We start from the raw sequence: 18,489 nt of genomic DNA, 5'->3' as shown, positions 1-18,489 counted from the left end.
AAACTGGCCGCCTTTTCTTCTTTTTCTACACTGATTACTGTATCTGGCTTTTCATCACCGCCGAGATCGGGGCCAGGGCAACTCGGTTGCCGCGATCCTCAAGCCCCCAGAGCAACAACGCCGAAATTGTCTCGGGCCGCAATCGGCCCAGCATCACAACTGCGCCTTCCTGCCCGGCACGAAAAGCTGCCTGGTCCAGGAACCGGCGCATGACCGTTGGATCCTGACGCGCACCGTCGATGTCGCGGAACACCACACTGGATGGAATGCCATTCCGCGCGGCCAGCTTTTGGACGGTGTTCAACCCGTTGTCCTGCACGACCAGCCCACGGCCCGTTCCTGCCGCGATGGCAGCCACCTGATCGGCCAACTTGCGGTTGCCCTGTATCCCGGTGTTCACGCCCTCGAGCAGGCCAACGGTTTCAGGCAAGGTTTCAAGCCAGACCGCCAGCGAAACTTCGGCATCCTGCGCGCTGGCCGCCTTTGGCAGGTCGGTCAAGGCCAGAACCTCGAACCCAGCCTCGCGATAGCGCTTCATCTTCTCCGCCGCTTGCGGATCCGAAGGGCTGACCGCAAAGCTCAGCGGATACGGAAAATCCTTCAGCGCCTCGGCCCCGAACGCACCTTCGTCATCGATCAGGATGATCGACATCAGAGGTTTGGCATCCGGGTTGTCAAAGGCGGCGGCATAAGCATCGATCGGCTTACCGGGCATGCCCTCACCCTCTGCCGGCTGATCGGCCGGGGAATCATCGCGTTCGGTCAGCGGGATCACGCGTTTGCCGGCAATCGAAGATGAGGCCGTTGCCTGTTCGCCGCCGATCTGGGGCAAGGCCGCGATCCGGGCCCGTTTGCGGGGCTGCGTGTCTTCGTCCCCCTCGACCGCGATCGGGCTGTCGCCGGTTCCGGTCGGTTGATCCGGCTCAGGTGTCGACGGCAGCGCGGCTGTTTCCGGCGCCGGGGTCGCCTCGGGTTCCGCATTTGCCGCAGTCTCTGGTTCGGCGGTCTCTGGCTCGACGGTCGTGACCTCTTGCGCCGGGGGCTGTGGTGCGGCCGGCGGTGTCGCGTCCACGGTAACGGGCTGGACCTCCTCGTTCGGGCTCGACGGAACCGGTCCGGGCGCCGGGGGCGCGGCTGGCGCGTCGGTCGTCACATTGACCGACGCGGCGTCTCCCGCACCCGGGTCGTTCAGGCCTGCCACGGTGTCACCGACCTGCGGACGATCATCCGGCTCGGCCTGAATGCCATCCAGTCCAGTGGCCCCATCCGCCGTATCGTCCAGCGCCTCCAACGCTCGTGGTGCGATTTCGACAAGATCGGAATCCGGACCAGCGCCCTGCACGTCCGTATCCGCCTTGGGCAGATCGGCTTCCACCGCGGCTGGCGCCGCTGTCTGAATATCCGGTTTGCTGCCAAGTGGCGTGTTCAGGGAAAGCACTGCGCCCAGAACCAACACAACGACCGCGCCGGCGATCATTCCACCGATAAATCCGCCCATCTGTTCTTGCCTCTCGTCTTTCATCCTGCCTCGGCAGCCCGTGCACCGTCTCTGCGGCACTCACCCGTCCGGTCGCCTTGTTGGGGTTGTCCCCTTGACGCTGCCGCACAAGCCTGAGCATGTATGTCCCGACACTATACCGTGGCGCGGGGCTGTATCGCCAGTCCGAATTGCCCAAACACAAGACAAGTGCCAAATGCTGCTGCTGATCGACAACTACGACTCGTTTACCTACAACCTTGTCCACTATTTGGGCGAATTGGGCGCGGAAATGGTCGTGCGCCGCAATGATGCGCTGGATGTGCAGGAAGCGATGGCCATGAACCCTGCCGGCATCTTGCTGAGTCCCGGCCCTTGTGATCCTGACCAGGCAGGGATCTGCCTCGCCCTGACCGAGGCAGCTGCGGAAACGCGCACGCCTTTGATGGGTGTTTGTCTGGGTCACCAGACCATCGGTCAGGCCTTTGGCGGCAAGGTCGTGCGGTGCCACGAAATCGTGCACGGCAAAATGGGAACCATGCATCACACTGGCAAAGGCCTGTTCGCCGGCCTGCCGTCACCGTTTGAGGCGACCCGCTACCACTCACTGGTCGTCGATCGGGAGACCCTGCCCGATTGCCTCGAAATCACGGCAGAGTTGGAAGACGGCACCATCATGGGCCTGCAACACAAAGAGCTACCGATCCACGGTGTTCAATTCCACCCGGAGTCGATCGCCTCGGAGCACGGCCACGCTCTGCTGAAGAATTTCCTGAACGAAATGAAAGTCCCCGCATGAGTGACGCGCTGAAACCGCTGATCGGAGCTGCGGCCGATCGCGCCCTTACCCGTGCCGAAGCCGAACAGGCCTTTGAGATCCTGTTTGAAGGCCGCGCCACGCCCAGCCAGATCGGCGGTCTGTTGATGGCCATGCGGACGCGCGGCGAAACGGTCGAGGAATATGCCGCCGCTGCCGCCGTGATGCGCGCGAAATGCAACGCGGTCAAAGCGCCATCTGGCGCGATCGACATCGTGGGAACCGGCGGTGACGGGAAAGGCACGCTCAATATCTCGACCGCGACGGCCTTTGTCGTGGCTGGCGCGGGTGTTACCGTGGCCAAGCACGGCAACCGGAATCTCAGCTCGAAATCCGGGGCCGCCGATGCATTGGGACAGATGGGAATCAACGTGATGGTCGGTCCGCAAGTCGTTGAAAAGGCTTTGCAGTCCGTCGGCATCGGGTTCATGATGGCGCCCATGCATCACCCGGCCATCGCCCATGTCATGCCCACCCGGCAAGAGCTTGGTACCCGAACCATCTTCAACATCCTTGGCCCCCTGACCAACCCCGCCGGAGTCAAGCGGCAGCTGACCGGAGCCTTCAGCCGTGACCTGATCCGACCGATGGCCGAGACTCTTGGCTTGCTCGGGGCCGAGCACGCCTGGCTGGTACATGGCTCGGACGGGACCGACGAGTTGACGATTACTGGCATCAGTTGGGTCGCGTCGCTTGAGGACGGACGGGTGAAAGAGGTCGAACTGCATCCCGAAGATGCGGGCCTGCCGGTTCATCCGTTTGAAGAAATACTGGGCGGAACACCCGAGGAAAACGCCGTCGCGTTCCGCGCATTGCTGGATGGCGCGCCGTCGGCCTACCGGGATGCGGTCCTGTTGAACGCGGCTGCGGCCCTTGTGGTCGCCGAAGCTGCACCGGACCTGAAGCAAGGCGTCGAAATGGCCGCCGAAAGCATCGACAGCGGCAAGGCGAAAGACAAGATTGCTGCTCTGGCACAACTCACACAGGAAGCCGCATGACCGAAACCGTTCTGGACAAGATCAAGGCCTACAAGCTGGAAGAAGTCGCCGCCGACAAAGCCCAAGTTCCTATGGACGAGGTCGAGCAACAAGCCCGCGAAGCGTCTGAAACGCGCGGATTTGTGGATGCTCTGCGCACGGCAAGTCGCCGCGGTTATGGTCTGATCGCCGAAATCAAGAAGGCAAGCCCGTCCAAAGGGTTGATCCGTGAGGATTTTGATCCGCCCGCGCTGGCAAAAGCCTATGAAGAAGGCGGCGCCGCCTGCCTTTCGGTTTTGACCGATACGCCCAGCTTTCAGGGTGCCAAGGAATTCTTGACCGCTGCCCGGGCTGCATGCTCGCTTCCGGCACTGCGCAAGGACTTCATGTATGATCCCTATCAAGTGGTCGAAGCGCGGGCACTGGGTGCCGACTGTATCCTGATCATCATGGCATCAGTCGACGATCAGCAAGCCGCCGAACTGGAACAGACCGCGTTTGACTGGGAGATGGATGTCCTGATCGAGGTACATGACGAGGCCGAGCTTGAGCGCGCGGCCGATCTCAAAAGCCCCCTCATCGGGATAAACAACCGCAATCTCAAGACCTTCGAGACCTCGCTTGATACCACTCGTCGCTTGTCCAAGCTTGTTCCTGCTGACCGCATGATCGTGTGCGAAAGCGGGTTGAACACCCCGGAAGACCTTGCGGATATCGCCCGCTATGGTGCCCGGTGTTTCCTGATCGGAGAAAGCCTCATGCGGCAGCAGGACGTCGCCGCCGCGACCCGTCACATCCTGTCGAACCCGCTGGTGCCGGGGGTCATGTGATGCCCTTGACGCATTTTGACAGCGACGGCCAGGCCCATATGGTCGATGTATCGGACAAGGACACGACAAACCGCGTCGCCGTTGCCGCGGGTTACGTGAAAATGGCGCAACAAACCTTTGAAATTATTTCCGAAGGCCGCGCGAAGAAGGGCGATGTTCTGGGGGTTGCCCGGTTGGCCGGGATCATGGGGGCAAAGAAGACACCGGACCTGATTCCGCTGTGCCATCCCTTGCCTGTCACCAAGGTGTCGGTTGACCTGACATTGGACCCGGACCTGCCGGGCGTGCAGATCGAAGCGACGGTCAAGACCACTGGACAGACTGGCGTCGAGATGGAGGCCCTGACAGCCGTGTCTACCGCAGCACTGACCGTCTATGACATGGCCAAAGCCGTTGACAAGGCAATGGAAATCGGCGGCATCCGCGTTCTGCTGAAAGATGGCGGCAAATCAGGTCGTTACGAGGCGAAATGATAACGGTTGAAGAAGCCCGACAGCTGCTGTTCGGCCTGGTAGCCACCATGCCCGAAGAGAAGATTGCGCTTGCTGACGCGGCCGGTCGAGTGCTGATGCGGGATGTAAAAGCCGAGCGGGACCAACCCCCGTTTGCCGCCTCTTCAATGGATGGATATGCGCTGAAGTCAGCCGAAGTGGAACGTCACGCGATGTTCAAGGTCATCGGTGAGGCCGCCGCTGGCCAGCGTTTCACCGGCAAGGTTGGCCCGGGCCAGGCGGTTCGAATCTTCACCGGGGCTCCGGTCCCCGACGGGGCAGATTTCGTCGTCATCCAGGAAGATACCGACCTGCGCGGCGATCTGTTGACGATCACGGAAGAACCCGGCCAAAAAACCAACATCCGACCGGCAGGCGTGGACTTCACCATCGGCGATGTAGTTAGTGCGCCGCGAGTCCTCTCGCCCGAAGATCTTGCATTGCTGGCGGCGATGAATGTTCCAACCGTCTCCGTGGCCAGCAAACCTCAGATCGCGCTGATCGCCACGGGAAACGAGCTGGTCATGCCGGGCGAAACTCCGGGACCTGACCAGATCATTGCCTCGAACTCGTTTGGCATCAAAGCGTTGCTCGAGAAAGCTGGCGCAAATGTTCGCATGTTGCCAGTGGCACAGGACACACTGTCATCGCTGGAAACCGCATTTGGCTTGGCCGAAGGCTCCGATCTGGTCGTGACAATTGGCGGAGCGTCGGTGGGTGACTACGACCTTGTGGCCGAAGCATCGCAACGGCTGGGGCTCGAACAATCCTTCTACAAGGTCCTGATGCGCCCCGGCAAACCACTGATGGCGGGGCGGCTGGGTGATGCGGCGATGATCGGGTTGCCCGGCAACCCAGTCAGCGCGATGGTTTGCGGATATCTCTTCCTGGTCCCCTTGGTCAAAAAGATGCTGGGCATCCAGACTGTTGATCCGATTCTCCATCAGGCCATCCTGTCGGAGGCCCTGCCACCGAACGGCCCGCGCGAGCACTATATGCGCGCTCGATTGGAAAGCGATGGGATACGCGCATTCGAGGATCAGGACAGTTCGCTGCTCAGCGTTCTGGCGCGGTCGAACGCCTTGCTGATGCGCCCTCCAAATGATCCCACGCGGGCTGCGGGGGAAACGGTGTCCTACCTGCCCATCTAGGTTCAGCCGGCAAATCCATTGACACAAAACGTGAACATGCGTAGAACAAAAGAAAACGCATGGGCAACGAGGTGTGAGCGATGCTGACCAAGAAGCAATTGGATTTGCTGGAATTCATCCACAAACGCGTTCAGGCGGACGGTGTTCCACCCAGCTTTGACGAAATGAAAACGGCGTTGGACCTGAGATCCAAATCCGGCATCCATCGGTTGATTACTGCACTGGAAGAGCGTGGGTTCATCCGGCGTCTCGCCCACAGGGCGCGCGCGATCGAGATCGTAAAACTGCCCGAGAGTCTTGGAGGCGAGCCGACCGCCGGCTTCACGCCCCGCGTGATCGAAGGTGACAAGCCCAGCGTGCCCCGCCCCGCCAATGTCGATCCTGTGTCGGTGGACGCTCTCGAACTTCCGGTGATGGGCAGAATTGCCGCCGGTGTTCCTATCGAGGCGATCAGCCACATTTCCCATCATGTTGCGGTACCGAGCACGATGGTATCGGGCCGTGGCGAACACTATGCCCTTGAGGTGCGGGGAGACTCCATGATCGATGCCGGTATCAATGACGGGGACGTGGTCGTGATCCGCGAAACGTCTTCGGCAGACAATGGCGACATCGTCGTGGCTTTGGTCGAAGATCAGGAGGCAACCCTGAAAAGGTTTTTCCGGCGCGGCCAGGCGATCGCGCTCGAGGCCGCCAACCCCGCTTACGAAACGCGGGTATTGCCCGAGGACAAGGTTAAGGTTCAAGGGCGTCTGGTCGGACTTATTCGGACTTACTGAAGCCGTCGGGCCGAGCTTGTGACCAAAGGCGCGGCCCCGTCGCATCAGCGCTGCTGAACAGCTTTCCTTGGCGGATCGCAAGGCTCCCGGTCTTTCGCAGTCGGTCAGGATCAAAAACGGCGCAGTCACCAGTCAGTTTGATCGGCACGGCAGAGACCACGAGTTCGCCCCGTCGGCAAACGGTGACCTGCTGCGCCGCGCGCTTTCCCGTGATGTGGACCAGCTGGAAATCCTCTGAAGGATATCGCTGAACAAGATCTGGGGTCGATGGCCACCGGCCTGCAGCCTCCGGCTGGGTTGCTCCGTCTCCATCGTTTTCAAGCCAGACCGAAGCGACGAACCCAGCGCCTTTTTCCTTGCTCAACGCGCGGCCTTGCTCGGTCATCACCCCAACCAAACCACCTGAATCGGCGATCAGCACCTCGGGCCGCTGGCCTTGTCCCCAGAACACTGCGGCGAACGCCATCGGAAAAACTCCGACCCAGCGGCTGCGTCCCTGCCACAAAATGACCCACAGCGCACCCAAGGAAAACAGCGGCAGGACAAAACCGGGCGAGCTGGTAACGAAGCCCTGTGCACCATCCAGGCCGGACACCCAGTCCGAGACGGCCAGGATCCACGCCAGCCCGATACCCATCACATGGATCGCCACGGCCTCGAGCCCGAAAGGCGCGAGGATCGCTGCCAGAACTGCCGAGGGAACCACGACGGATCCCATAACCGGCACGGACAGGGTGTTGGCCAGCAAACCGTAGTGCGAAACCATGTTGAAATGCGCCGCACCAATTGGGGCCGTCGCCAAACCAGCGACCGCCGAGGAGCACAGAAGCCCACCCACCGGGCGCAACCATTTGGGCACTCTTGGAACCTCGACGTCGCGAAGGGCACCGAAAACCGCGACCAGTGCTGTCGTGGCGGCAAAGGACATCTGAAAACCGGGGCTGAACAATGATTCGGGGCGAAGAAACAGCACCAACAGCGCCGCAACCGCGACGGCCCGCAAAGATATGGCACGCCGATCGATCAAAACCGCCCCAAACAGAACCGATACCATCACAAAGGCGCGCTCGGTCGCGACATTGCCCCCAGAAAGCAACAGATAGAGCGTTGCAGCGATCAGCGCGCAGACCGCGGCAACCTTGCGAACCGGCCACCGCAACGCCAAGGCGGGCAAGGCCGCAAGCAGTACCCGGCAAGTCACAAAGACGAACCCCGTCAACAACCCCATATGCAGGCCGGAGATTGCAAGCAGATGGGCAAGGTTCGACGCACGCAAATTGTCCAAAGCGGCGGCGCTGATGCCGCTGCGATCCCCGGTCGAAACAGCTGCGGCAAAGCCGCCGACATCACCTGGCAGCACTTCTCTCACTCTGTCGGAAATGGCCATGCGCACGGCAGCGACACGCACCCCGGCCTCAAAGCGGGCCGGAGCAGCGGTGACCACCGGCGTGCGCGCGTATCCGACTGCGCCCAAGCGCTGAAACCAGGCGTGTCTGCGAAAATCAAAGCCGCCAGGCTCGACGGGGCCTTGCGGCGGTGACAGATGGGCCGTCGTCATAACGCGTTGCCCTGGCACAATCGGTACATGGTCGCCATGCAACGAAAGTCGGATGCGCCGCGGGGCTTGGTCCGGTGGCACGTCCCCGATCCGTACCTGGTCCAGCGTAACCCGCAGCGCATCCGAAGCAGAGCGATCCAACGCCACGACCCTCCCCTCAACCGGGCCGTAATAGCGCCATTTCAAAACCGGCTCTGCAACCATGTGAGCGCGAGCACCCGCCAAGATGAACCCGACGGCGACCAGCGCCCCCCCTATTGCCAACGGAGCCCAGGCAGACGACATCCGGCGGCTGGCCCAAATGGCAAGCAGGGCCAACCCGGACAGGCCCGAATAAATCCGCGCATCCGGCTCGAACCGGATTGCGAAATACAGGCCTATGCCGATGGCCAGACAAACCGGAGACCAAGGCAAAAGGTGCCCTCGCTGGTTTAGCAACGCACCTTCGACCCACGCCACAACACGCATGGTTGCCCCCGTCCTTGAGGCTCGTTAGACAGGCTCGACTCTACGCTCAACGCGGTTACCAAAAGGTTAATCACTATAATGTCCGATCAGGTCGTCACCCGATTTGCACCCTCGCCCACCGGCTATCTGCACATTGGCGGAGCCCGTACTGCGCTGTTCAATTGGCTTTACGCCCGTGGTCGAGGCGGAAAGTTCCTACTGCGGATCGAAGACACGGACCGCGAACGGTCAACGCCCGAAGCGACCGAGGCTATCCTCAAGGGCATGAGCTGGCTCGGGCTCGACCACGACGGAGATGTCATCAGCCAGTTCGAGGGCGCAGCTCGTCACGCCGAAGTCGCGCATCAGCTGCTGGCAGAAGGCAAAGCATACAAGTGCTTTGCGACCCAGGAAGAAATCGCGGCCTTTCGTGAACAGGCCCGGGCCGAGGGCAAGTCGACCCTGTTCCGCAGCCCGTGGCGCGACGCCGACCCCACCACACACCCCGACCGCCCCTTCGTTGTGCGGATCAAGGCTCCGCAGGATGGCACAACCGTCATCCGCGACAAGGTCCAAGGTGACGTAACCATCCGAAACGATCAGCTGGACGACATGGTCCTCCTGCGTTCGGACGGCACACCGGTCTATATGCTGGCGGTGGTCGTTGATGACCACGACATGGGTGTGACGCATGTCATTCGCGGCGACGACCACCTGAACAACGCGGCGCGGCAGATGATGATCTATGAAGCCATGGGCTGGAAAGTTCCGGTCTGGGCGCACATCCCGCTGATCCACGGCCCTGACGGAAAGAAACTCAGCAAGCGGCACGGCGCATTGGGCGCGCAGGAGTATCAGGCCATGGGCTATCCTGCCGCCGGTATGCGAAACTATCTGGCGCGCCTGGGCTGGAGCCACGGGGACGACGAGTTCTTTACCGATGAACAGGCCAAGGAATGGTTCGACCTGGACGGAATCGGGAAAAGCCCGGCGCGGTTCGATCTGAAAAAGCTCGAGAACTTGTGCGGACAGCACATCGCCATATCCGATGATGCTGCATTGCGGCAAGAAATCGAAGAATATCTGGACGCCGCTGGCCTGCCTGCGCTGACAGAAACACAATCGGGTGATTTGGAACGTGCGATGTATTGCCTCAAGGATCGGGCGCGTACATTTCCGGAACTCCTTGAAAAGGCGCATTTTGCACTGACCTCGCGACCGATCGAGCGCGATGAGAAAGCAGAAAAGGCGCTGAGTTCTGTATCCGACGGTATACTGGATCAATTGACGCCGCAGCTGCAAAATGCTAGCTGGACCCGGAACGAACTGGAGGAGACCCTCAATTCGTTTGCCGAGGCAAACGGGTTGAAGTTCGGCAAGCTGGCTGGCCCCCTCAGGGCTGCGTTAGCGGGTCGGGCCGTCACACCTTCGGTTTTTGACATGATGCTCGTGCTGGGTCGGGATGAGACCATTGCACGGATTTCTGATGCAGCGGCACAGTCCTGACTTCACATTCGGGTAATGCTGCTCCGCTACGACTTGACTCGCGCAACCTTGCGCGATCACCGCCCGTTTTGTCGGTCAGCGAGCCGGCATTCGTATGATTGAGGAAGGGAAAACATGACCGAGAGCAATAAGACAGCGACTCTGACCGTCCACGGAAAAACCTATGAGTTGCCGGTTCATTCGCCAACGGCAGGACCCGATGTAGTCGACATCCGCAAGCTCTATGGTCAGGCCGGCGTGTTCACCTACGACCCGGGCTTCACTTCGACCGCAAGCTGCGACAGCACCATCACCTATATCGACGGTGAAAAGGGTGAGTTGTTGCACCGTGGCTATCCGATCGACCAACTGGCCGAGAAATCGCACTTCCTCGAAGTTTGCTTCCTGCTGCTGTACGGATATCTGCCCAAGGCCGACGAGCTGGAACAGTTCGAATCCACCATCACCCACCACACGATGCTGCACGAGCAGATGCAGTATTTCTATCGCGGGTTCCGTCGTGACGCGCACCCGATGGCGATCATGGTGGGTGTCGTGGGCGCGATGTCTGCCTTCTACCATGACTCGACCGACATCTCGGATCCGCGCCAGCGCGAGATCGCGTCGCACCGCCTGATCGCCAAGATGCCCACCATCGCGGCCTGGGCCTACAAATACCATATCGGCCAGCCCTTCGTGTATCCGCGCAACGATCTGGACTATGCGTCGAACTTCCTGCGCATGTGTTTCGCGGTTCCGGCCGAGGATTACGAGGTGAACCCGATCCTCAGCCGCGCCATGGACCGGATTTTCACCCTGCACGCCGATCACGAACAGAACGCCTCGACTTCGACGGTGCGTCTGGCCTCGTCTTCAGGCGCAAACCCGTTCGCTTGTGTTGCAGCCGGTATCGCCTGCCTCTGGGGCCCTGCACACGGCGGCGCCAACCAGGCCTGCCTGGAGATGCTGGAAGAAATCGGCAGCGTCGACCGCATCCCCGAGTTCATCGAACGCGCCAAAGACAAGAACGATCCGTTCCGCCTGATGGGCTTTGGTCACCGCGTGTACAAGAACTTTGACCCGCGCGCCAAAGTGATGAAGCAGTCGGCCGACGAGGTTCTGGACTTGCTGGGCATCGAGAACAACCCGAAACTGCAGGTCGCCAAGGCGCTTGAGAAACAGGCACTGGAAGATCCGTATTTCGTCGACAAGAAGCTGTTCCCGAATGTCGATTTCTACTCGGGCATCATCCTCGAGGCGATGGGTTTCCCGACCTCGATGTTCACCCCGATCTTCGCGCTGTCGCGCACCGTTGGCTGGGTCAGCCAGTGGAAAGAAATGATCGCCGATCCTCAGAACAAGATTGGCCGCCCGCGCCAGCTGTACCTGGGCGAAACTCTGCGCGACTACGTCGACATCGAAAACCGCTAAGACAGACAAAAGGCCCCGCCATCGAGCGGGGCCTTTTCTTATTGGAACAGTGACAATTGATCCCCGGCCCGCGCAGGCCGGGCAAAGAGGTCGCAACGCAGTTTGGGAGTTGTGGTCGCCAAGCCAAGTCGCGCAATCGCAGCCTTGAACCGCTTGGCGACCATTTCGGCGAAGACCCCCTCGCCGCGCATCCGATGCCCCCACCGCGGGTCATAGTCCCTGCCCCCGTGCATTTCGCGCAACCGCGCCATGACCTTTTCGGCGCGACCAGGCTCGTGCTCGGACAACCACTCCTGCCACAGTTGAGAGACTTCGCGGGGCAACCGTAGCATGATCCAACTGGCCGCATCCGCGCCTGCGTCGCAGCCCGCCTCCAACAGCGCTTCAAGCTCGTGATCGGTCAGTCCCGGAATGATCGGGGACGTCATGACGCGCACGGGAATCCCGGCCTGGGTCAACTTTCGGATCGTGCGCAGCCGGCGTCTTGGTGCAGGGGCACGCGGTTCCATCCGCCGCGACAGACCATCATCCAACGTAGTCAGCGAGATGCCGACCCGGACCAGCCCAAGGGCGGCCATCGGAGCTAGAATATCGATGTCTCGTTCGATCAAAGCGCCCTTGGTCACGATCGCAACCGGGTGGTTGAAATCTCTCAGAACCTCCAGGCATGCCCTTGTGATCGAACGTGTTTTTTCAATCGGCTGATACGGGTCCGTATTTGTACCCAGCGCAATCGGCGCCACCTTGTACCGCGCGGACGAAAGCTCGCGCGCAAGCACATCCGGAGCGTTCGGACGTGCGATCAGACGCGTTTCGAAATCCAACCCGGCAGATAGACCGAGATATGCATGGGTGGGTCGGGCAAAGCAGTAGACGCAACCGTGTTCGCACCCGCGATACGGGTTGATCGACCGGTCAAATGGCAGATCCGGTGACTTGTTGTAGGTGATCAGAGACTTCGCGACCTCGTCCCGAACCGTGGTTCGCAAGGGAGGCAGAGGCTCGGGATCCTCCCAGCCGTCATCGACCGCTTCGTGCGCATACGCCTCGTACCGACCAGCGTCGTTCGATACGGCACCTCGCCCGGAAATAGTGTGGCGCAATGGCATATTTGTTCCTTCTTTGTTCTCGATATTCCTAGCATCTGCAGGTTTCCGCGGCAAGTCCGCCATCACAGTTGCCGGTCTTGTCTCATGCACAGAACCCATGAATACCGCTCAGAAAGATCATGTGAAATTTGGCGTCGAGCGCGGCAAGATTTTCACCTATAGGTCGGTCTCGGAGCCGCCGAGGTCGCAATCGTCACAGTCTAACTGCGACGAAATGGCCAAAACGGGAAAAACAGCCACCAAGGGCACAAGGCCCGCCAGCTCAGGGAAATGACCCATGTCCGATGAAGAAGACATCGTCCTGTCGGAACTCAACGACGACGAACTCGTCGAACAGATGTTTGATGACCTCTACGATGGTCTGAAGGAAGAGATCGAAGAAGGCGTGAACATCCTGCTGGAACGTGGATGGGCACCGTATGACATTCTGACCAAGGCGCTGGTCGGCGGTATGACCATCGTCGGACAGGATTTCCGCGACGGCATCCTGTTCGTGCCCGAAGTTCTGCTGGCCGCCAACGCGATGAAGGGCGGTATGGCCATCCTCAAGCCTCTGCTGGCGGAAACCGGCGCTCCGCGCGTCGGCAAGATGGTGATCGGTACCGTCAAGGGCGACATCCACGACATCGGCAAGAACCTCGTCTCGATGATGATGGAAGGCGCCGGCTTCGAGGTTGTCGATATCGGCATCAACAATCCGGTCGAAAACTACCTGGAAGCGTTGGAAACCGAGCAGCCTGATATCTTGGGTATGTCGGCTCTGCTGACGACGACCATGCCGTATATGAAAGTGGTCATCGACACGTTGGTCGAACAGGGCAAGCGTGACGATTACATCGTGCTGGTCGGCGGCGCCCCGCTGAACGAAGAGTTCGGCAAGGCGATCGGCGCTGACGCCTATTGCCGGGACGCGGCAGTTGCGGTCGAAACCGCCAAGGAGTTCGTCTCGCGCAAGCACAACCAACTGGCGGGTTGATCCTGCACGCCTTGTTTTGTCAAAGCCGCCTGTCCGGGCGGCTTTTTCATTTCCGCGCCAGGCCAACACAACGAGATTGAAACTCGGGTGCCGAGTGTGTGATCCCAAAGGCCGCGAACTTGCATCCGGGGCTTTTTCGCAGTCATTTGACATTGGAACCTTGCGGAGGCGACACATGCCGCAGCATGACATACCTGACGACAAACGCCTGACGGAACAGGGGTTTGACGAAATGGATGCACAGCAAAGCATCCTGTTGATCGCCTGCGGTGCGTTGGCGCGCGAGATTCTGGACCTGAAGACACGCAACGGCTGGGACCACCTTGCACTGACGTGCCTGCCTGCCATCCTGCATGTCTATCCCGAACGGATCACTCAGGCCGTCGAGGATGCCGTCGCCAAGCATCGCGACCAGTATGACCGGATTTTTGTTGTCTATGCCGATTGCGGGACCGGCGGACTGTTGGAGCAGGCGTGTAAACGGCTGGGTGTCGAAATGGTGCGGGGGCCGCACTGTTATTCCTTCTTCGAGGGAAACGACAAATTCGCCGAACGCGGCGACGATGAGACTACGGCCTTTTACCTGACTGACTTTCTGGCCAGACAATTTGATGCGTTCGTCTGGAAGCCGCTGGGGCTGGATCGGCACCCGGAACTGCGCGACATGTATTTCGGAAATTACACCAAGCTGATCTACCAGGCGCAGACAGATGACCCCGAACTGACCCGTCGGGCACAGGAATGCGCGGATCGGATGGGGCTGGAGTTCGAACGCCGTTTCACCGGATATGGCGATCTCCAGACCACGCTGACAGACTGGGCCGGCGCACGCCCCAAATCTTCCTGATTGGCCCCCGAGTGGTGAAACTGTCTCAGGCGTTTTCGCGCGCTACGTCTCGGATTCGGTCGATCATCGCACGCACACCGTTCGACCGCTGGGCCGACAGATGTTCATTCAATTCCAATCGGGCAAGCTCGGCCGCGGCGTCGACCTTCTCCACTTCGGCAACGGGCAAACCGTTGTAAAGCGAGCGCAATACAGCAATCAGACCACGCACGATCAGCGCATCGCTGTCGCCGTCAAACCGAAAAACACCATCTTCGATCACCGGATGAAGCCAGACCTGACTAGCGCAGCCATGGACTTTGGTTGCCGGCACCTTCAAGGCGTCATCCAGCGGCTCCATCGCCTTGCCCTGCTCGATCACGTGGCGGTACCGGTCCTCCCAGTCCTCAAGGAACTCGAAATCCTCGACAATCTCCTCAAAGGCAGGCGTGGCCATGAACGTGGGTCCTCTGGTTGCGGTTCTGGTTCTGACCTAAGTCGCTCGATGTCCGGTGTCCACCCCCATGGGCGGCTTTTCAAACGACCGAAAGTAGGCTAACCCAGTGCGGGTAATACCTTGCAAAGCTTTGGGTCCATGCAAAAAACTGTTTCCGTCCTTCTTGTCGCCCTGTTGACCCTGTCCGCCTGCAGCAGCTGGCGCGATTCCCGGGCAAACCCGTCGAACTGGTTCGGGAACAGCACCCCTGCCCCGGTCGAGACATCGGCCAGCGACGCAGATGCGCTGGTGCCGAAGCAAAGCTCGGGCCGGGGACTGTTCGCGCGCCCTGAACCCGAAGATACCAGCGTACCGATCACCACCATCACCGAGCTGCGGATCGAACCGAACGCCTCGGGGGCAATCGTTGTCGCGCAAGGCACCGCCTTCCGCCAGGGCGCCTATGACGCAAAGCTCACCTTCGTCGAATCCGAGGAAAACCGGAAGAACGGCGTTATGGAGTTCGTTTTCCGCGTGAACTACCCGACCTATGCCACTGCGCAGGGGCCCGAACGTACGCGTGAAGTGACCGATGCGGTCAATGTCAGCCGTCAGGACCTTGAAGGCATTCGTCTGATCCGCGTGGTTGGTCAGCAGAACGCCCTGGAATCGCGTCGGCGCTGAAATCGATCTTACAGGGGGACGACCTGAACAGTTTGTCCCTTCGCTGCCAAGGCGATCTCGCCTCTGCAGAGTTTGAGCGCGTCCTCGCCAAAAACCTCGAACCGCCAGCCGGACATTGCAGCAACGTCACGGTCCCCAGCCGCGATCTGATCCAGCTCCGAGCTGGTCGCGATGAGCTTGGCCGCGACCCCTGCGGTTTCCGTCTTTGACTTCAGCAATACCCGCAGCAGGTCAGCCAGCGCGGGGTTCACCTTGATCTTGTCCCGGCTGTTGTCCACCCGCGGAAGATCCTCAGGCGGGCAATTCACACCGGCCTGAACGGCGGCCAGAATACCGTCGGCGATGGCACCTTTGCGCGCTTCGCGCAGCAGCAAACGCGAGCTGCCCAGATCAGCATGCGTGCGTGGTTTGGTCGACGCCAGTTCGACCAGCGCATCATCCTTGAATACACGGCTGCGTGGCACGTTGTTCTGCTGGGCATATTCCTCACGGAACCGGGCAAGCTCCCGCACCACCGCAAGGAACTTGGCCGAGTTGGTTCGGGTCTTGACCCGCCGCCATGCCTCTTCGGGGCGGATGTCATAGGTTGCCGGATCGGTCAGAACGCGCAACTCCTCCGCTACCCAATGGCTGCGCTTGGACTTCTCCAGCTCGGCGGCCAGATGTTCATAGATTTTGCGCAAATGCGTCACGTCCGCCAGCGCATAGGTCTGCTGGGCCTCGCTCAGCGGGCGCCGCGACCAATCAGTAAACCGCGAGGTCTTGTCCAGACCCTGTTTGCAGATTTTGCGAACCAGCGTTTCATAGCCAACCTGTTCCCCGAAACCACAAACCATTGCAGCGACCTGCGTGTCGAATAGCGGCTTGGGGAAAATACCGGCTTCCACCCAGAAAATCTCAAGGTCCTGGCGGGCGGCATGGAAAACTTTGACGACGTTTTCGTTCTGGAACAATTCGTAAAGCGGCTCAAGCAACAGTCCTTCTGCCAGCGGATCGACCAATACCGCGCTGTCCTCGTCTTCAGAGGGCACGGCCAACTGGACCAGACATAACTTGGAGTAGTAGGTCCGCTCGCGCAGGAATTCGGTATCGACGGTCACATAGGGGTGTTGGGCGGCAGCCTTGCAGAAGTCAGCCAACTCTCGCGTGGTTTTGAGGGTCTTCATGCGCTTGCTATTCTTGCTCTTGCTCTGGTCATTGCCCGTTGGTTTCTTCTGCCCCGAGCGCTTGGCCAGACCATAGGCCGAATTGGCCGCTCATGTAAATCTCTGGCGCAAGATCAGGGGAGTAACACCGGTGCGCGATCGCCACGGGCAAAGCGCTCCAGAACCGCCGGATACAGCTTGTGTTCCCAGGCCAGCACCTTCCGAGCAAGCGAATCCGGGGTGTCGCCGGGTTCGACCGGAACCCGGGCCTGCCCCAGGATCGGACCGTCATCCAGCGCCGCGGTGACCTCGTGCACGGTGCAGCCGTGTTCGGCATCCCCGGCGGCGATGGCGCGGGCGTGGGTGTTGAGCCCTTTGTACTTGGGCAGCAGCGAGGGGTGGATATTCAGCATCCGTCCCTGAAAGCGGGACACGAAATCGCCCGTCAGCACGCGCATGAACCCCGCCAGGCAGACGATGTCTGGCTGCGCCTCGTGCAGCGGCTTGCACAACTCGGCCTCAAACGCGGCGCGGTCACCGCCGAACGGCCGGTGATCGACCACGGCTGTGGCAATCCCGCGATCCGCCGCCTTGGCCAAGCCGCCAGCATCTGCATTGTTCGACAGAACCAGACAGGGGCGCGCCGGGTGGTCGCCTGTCATGCTGTCGACCAGCGACACCATGTTCGACCCGCCCCCGGAAATCAGGATGGCGACGCGCTTGTGGCTCACAGCAGCTTGCCTGCGTAGCTGACGCCCGCCCCTTCGGTGACCGATCCGATGCGCGCGACGCTCTCGCCGGCATCCGTCAGCAGGGCGGCCAGGTCATCTGCGCGGTCGGCGGCACAGACGACGATCATGCCGATCCCGCAGTTGAAGGTCTTGAGCATTTCCGCCTCGGCGATGCCCCCGGTTTCCGCCAGCCAACGGAACACCGGCGGCAGATCCCAGGCGTTCAGGTCGATTTGCGCACCCAGGTCGTCGGGCAGCACGCGCGGCAGGTTCTCGGTCAGCCCACCGCCGGTGATATGCGCCAGTGCATGAACGCCACCAGCCCGGATCGCGGACAAGGCGGGTTTGACGTAGAGCCGCGTGGGCGTCAGCAACGCGTCTCCCAATGGCCCGTCGCAGAAGGGCGAATCCGCATCCCATCCCAGGCCCGAGATCTCGACCAGTTTGCGCACCAGCGAATAGCCGTTGGAATGCACCCCGTCCGACGCCAGCCCCAGCAGAACATCCCCGGCCTGCACACCGGCGGGCAGATCGCTGCCGCGCTCCATCGCGCCGACAGCAAAGCCTGCCAGGTCGAAGTCGCCATCGGGGTACATCCCCGGCATCTCGGCGGTTTCACCCCCGATCAAGGCACAGCCCGAGCGGACGCAGCCCTCGGCGATGCCCTCGATGATCCGCGCTGCGGTGTCGGTGTCCAGCTTGCCTGTTGCGAAATAATCGAGGAAGAACAGCGGCTCGGCCCCCTGGCAGATCAGGTCGTTCACGCACATGGCCACCAGGTCGATCCCCACGCCATCGACCACGCCGGTGTCAATCGCAATCCGCAGCTTTGTGCCCACGCCATCGGTTGCCCCCACCAGGATCGGGTCGGAATACCCTGCACCTTTCAGATCGAACAGCGCGCCGAACCCGCCAAGACTGCTCATGACGCCGGGGCGGTTCGTCCGCTTGGCGGCGGGCTTGATCCGGTCGACCAGCGCGTTGCCCGCATCAATATCCACGCCTGCATCTGCATAGGTGATGCCGTTCTTGCCCGCTGTCATGGCCGTTCCCTCATGAATGCTTTCAGCGCGGGTTAGTCGATTGTGCGCCGCGTTGCAACGGTCAGGCTTGACGCGGCTGTTCTGCGTGGTACCCAA

At 60.9% G+C, this 18,489-nt stretch carries 18 protein-coding genes; 11 read left to right on the top strand and 7 right to left on the bottom strand.

The genetic code is table 11. The features are described from left to right. Window positions 1-34: 34 nt before the first annotated feature. Complete coding sequence (locus tag ACR0BA_RS02785; protein ID WP_480726346.1) at window positions 35-1,498, bottom strand: divergent polysaccharide deacetylase family protein; 1,464 nt, start codon at window positions 1,496-1,498, stop codon at window positions 35-37. Between the two features lie 196 nt (window positions 1,499-1,694). On the opposite strand from ACR0BA_RS02785, the gene ACR0BA_RS02780 reads away from it, so the two are divergent. From ACR0BA_RS02780 to lexA, 6 genes are all read left to right on the top strand, one after another. Next, window positions 1,695-2,276, top strand: coding sequence for an anthranilate synthase component II (locus tag ACR0BA_RS02780; RefSeq protein ID WP_170359085.1), 582 nt, complete (start codon window positions 1,695-1,697; stop codon window positions 2,274-2,276). Next, a complete protein-coding gene (gene trpD, locus ACR0BA_RS02775; RefSeq protein ID WP_480726344.1) occupies window positions 2,273-3,292 on the top strand; it encodes an anthranilate phosphoribosyltransferase in 1,020 nt (339 codons plus the stop codon). The genes ACR0BA_RS02780 and trpD overlap by 4 nt, the downstream gene beginning before the upstream one ends. Further along, window positions 3,289-4,101 (top strand): indole-3-glycerol phosphate synthase TrpC, encoded by an 813-nt coding sequence (trpC, locus tag ACR0BA_RS02770; RefSeq protein ID WP_170595261.1) that lies wholly within the window; start codon window positions 3,289-3,291, stop codon window positions 4,099-4,101. Before trpD ends, trpC begins: the two co-directional genes overlap by 4 nt. Continuing rightward, window positions 4,101-4,574, top strand: a complete 474-nt coding sequence (gene moaC, locus ACR0BA_RS02765; protein ID WP_170338969.1) for a cyclic pyranopterin monophosphate synthase MoaC — start codon at window positions 4,101-4,103, stop codon at window positions 4,572-4,574. The genes trpC and moaC overlap by 1 nt, the downstream gene beginning before the upstream one ends. Beyond that, entirely contained in the window at window positions 4,571-5,743 is a 1,173-nt protein-coding gene (locus ACR0BA_RS02760; RefSeq protein WP_480726343.1) for a molybdopterin molybdotransferase MoeA, read from the top strand. The genes moaC and ACR0BA_RS02760 overlap by 4 nt, the downstream gene beginning before the upstream one ends. 80 nt (window positions 5,744-5,823) lie before the next feature. Beyond that, window positions 5,824-6,522, top strand: a complete 699-nt coding sequence (lexA, locus tag ACR0BA_RS02755) for a transcriptional repressor LexA (RefSeq protein ID WP_170595267.1) — start codon at window positions 5,824-5,826, stop codon at window positions 6,520-6,522. Here lexA and ACR0BA_RS02750 read toward each other — a convergent pair. Then, window positions 6,506-8,548, bottom strand: coding sequence for a ComEC/Rec2 family competence protein (locus ACR0BA_RS02750; protein ID WP_480726341.1), 2,043 nt, complete (start codon window positions 8,546-8,548; stop codon window positions 6,506-6,508). The genes lexA and ACR0BA_RS02750 overlap by 17 nt on opposite strands. Before the next feature lie 78 nt (window positions 8,549-8,626). Between ACR0BA_RS02750 and gltX the strand changes: the two genes are divergently transcribed. Continuing rightward, complete coding sequence (gene gltX, locus ACR0BA_RS02745) at window positions 8,627-10,033, top strand: glutamate--tRNA ligase (RefSeq protein ID WP_480726340.1); 1,407 nt, start codon at window positions 8,627-8,629, stop codon at window positions 10,031-10,033. Between the two features lie 114 nt (window positions 10,034-10,147). Further along, window positions 10,148-11,443, top strand: a complete 1,296-nt coding sequence (gene gltA, locus ACR0BA_RS02740) for a citrate synthase (protein ID WP_093962186.1) — start codon at window positions 10,148-10,150, stop codon at window positions 11,441-11,443. A gap of 38 nt (window positions 11,444-11,481) precedes the next feature. Here gltA and ACR0BA_RS02735 read toward each other — a convergent pair whose 3' ends face one another. Next, a complete protein-coding gene (locus tag ACR0BA_RS02735) occupies window positions 11,482-12,552 on the bottom strand; it encodes a PA0069 family radical SAM protein (protein WP_480726338.1) in 1,071 nt (356 codons plus the stop codon). Between the two features lie 277 nt (window positions 12,553-12,829). On the opposite strand from ACR0BA_RS02735, the gene ACR0BA_RS02730 reads away from it, so the two are divergent. Both ACR0BA_RS02730 and ACR0BA_RS02725 read left to right on the top strand, forming a co-directional pair. Then, window positions 12,830-13,528, top strand: a complete 699-nt coding sequence (locus ACR0BA_RS02730) for a corrinoid protein (RefSeq protein ID WP_093962188.1) — start codon at window positions 12,830-12,832, stop codon at window positions 13,526-13,528. Between the two features lie 175 nt (window positions 13,529-13,703). Next, on the top strand, window positions 13,704-14,375 hold the full coding sequence (locus ACR0BA_RS02725; protein ID WP_480726336.1) for a DUF1638 domain-containing protein: 672 nt from the start codon (window positions 13,704-13,706) through the stop codon (window positions 14,373-14,375). A 25-nt stretch (window positions 14,376-14,400) separates the two neighbouring features. Here ACR0BA_RS02725 and ACR0BA_RS02720 read toward each other — a convergent pair whose 3' ends face one another. Continuing rightward, complete coding sequence (locus ACR0BA_RS02720; protein WP_170338435.1) at window positions 14,401-14,811, bottom strand: SufE family protein; 411 nt, start codon at window positions 14,809-14,811, stop codon at window positions 14,401-14,403. 138 nt (window positions 14,812-14,949) lie between these two features. Here ACR0BA_RS02720 and ACR0BA_RS02715 point away from each other — a divergent pair, with 138 nt between their 5' ends. Beyond that, window positions 14,950-15,474, top strand: coding sequence for a hypothetical protein (locus ACR0BA_RS02715; protein WP_170338953.1), 525 nt, complete (start codon window positions 14,950-14,952; stop codon window positions 15,472-15,474). Between the two features lie 8 nt (window positions 15,475-15,482). Here the strand turns inward: ACR0BA_RS02715 and rnd are convergent, their stop codons facing one another. The 3 genes from rnd to purM all read right to left on the bottom strand — a co-directional run bounded on the left by rnd (window position 15,483) and on the right by purM (window position 18,393). Beyond that, window positions 15,483-16,640, bottom strand: a complete 1,158-nt coding sequence (gene rnd, locus ACR0BA_RS02710; RefSeq protein WP_480726334.1) for a ribonuclease D — start codon at window positions 16,638-16,640, stop codon at window positions 15,483-15,485. Between the two features lie 113 nt (window positions 16,641-16,753). After that, entirely contained in the window at window positions 16,754-17,350 is a 597-nt protein-coding gene (purN, locus tag ACR0BA_RS02705) for a phosphoribosylglycinamide formyltransferase (RefSeq protein ID WP_480726333.1), read from the bottom strand. Further along, window positions 17,347-18,393 carry a phosphoribosylformylglycinamidine cyclo-ligase gene (gene purM / locus ACR0BA_RS02700; RefSeq protein WP_480726331.1) on the bottom strand — a complete coding sequence of 349 codons (1,047 nt, stop codon included), beginning with the start codon at window positions 18,391-18,393 and terminating at the stop codon, window positions 17,347-17,349. Before purM ends, purN begins: the two co-directional genes overlap by 4 nt. Between the last annotated feature and the right edge of the window lie 96 nt (window positions 18,394-18,489).

This window comes from Ruegeria sp. CI5 (genome assembly GCF_056536885.1).
This window is presented reverse-complemented; position numbering and strand designations above follow the sequence as displayed.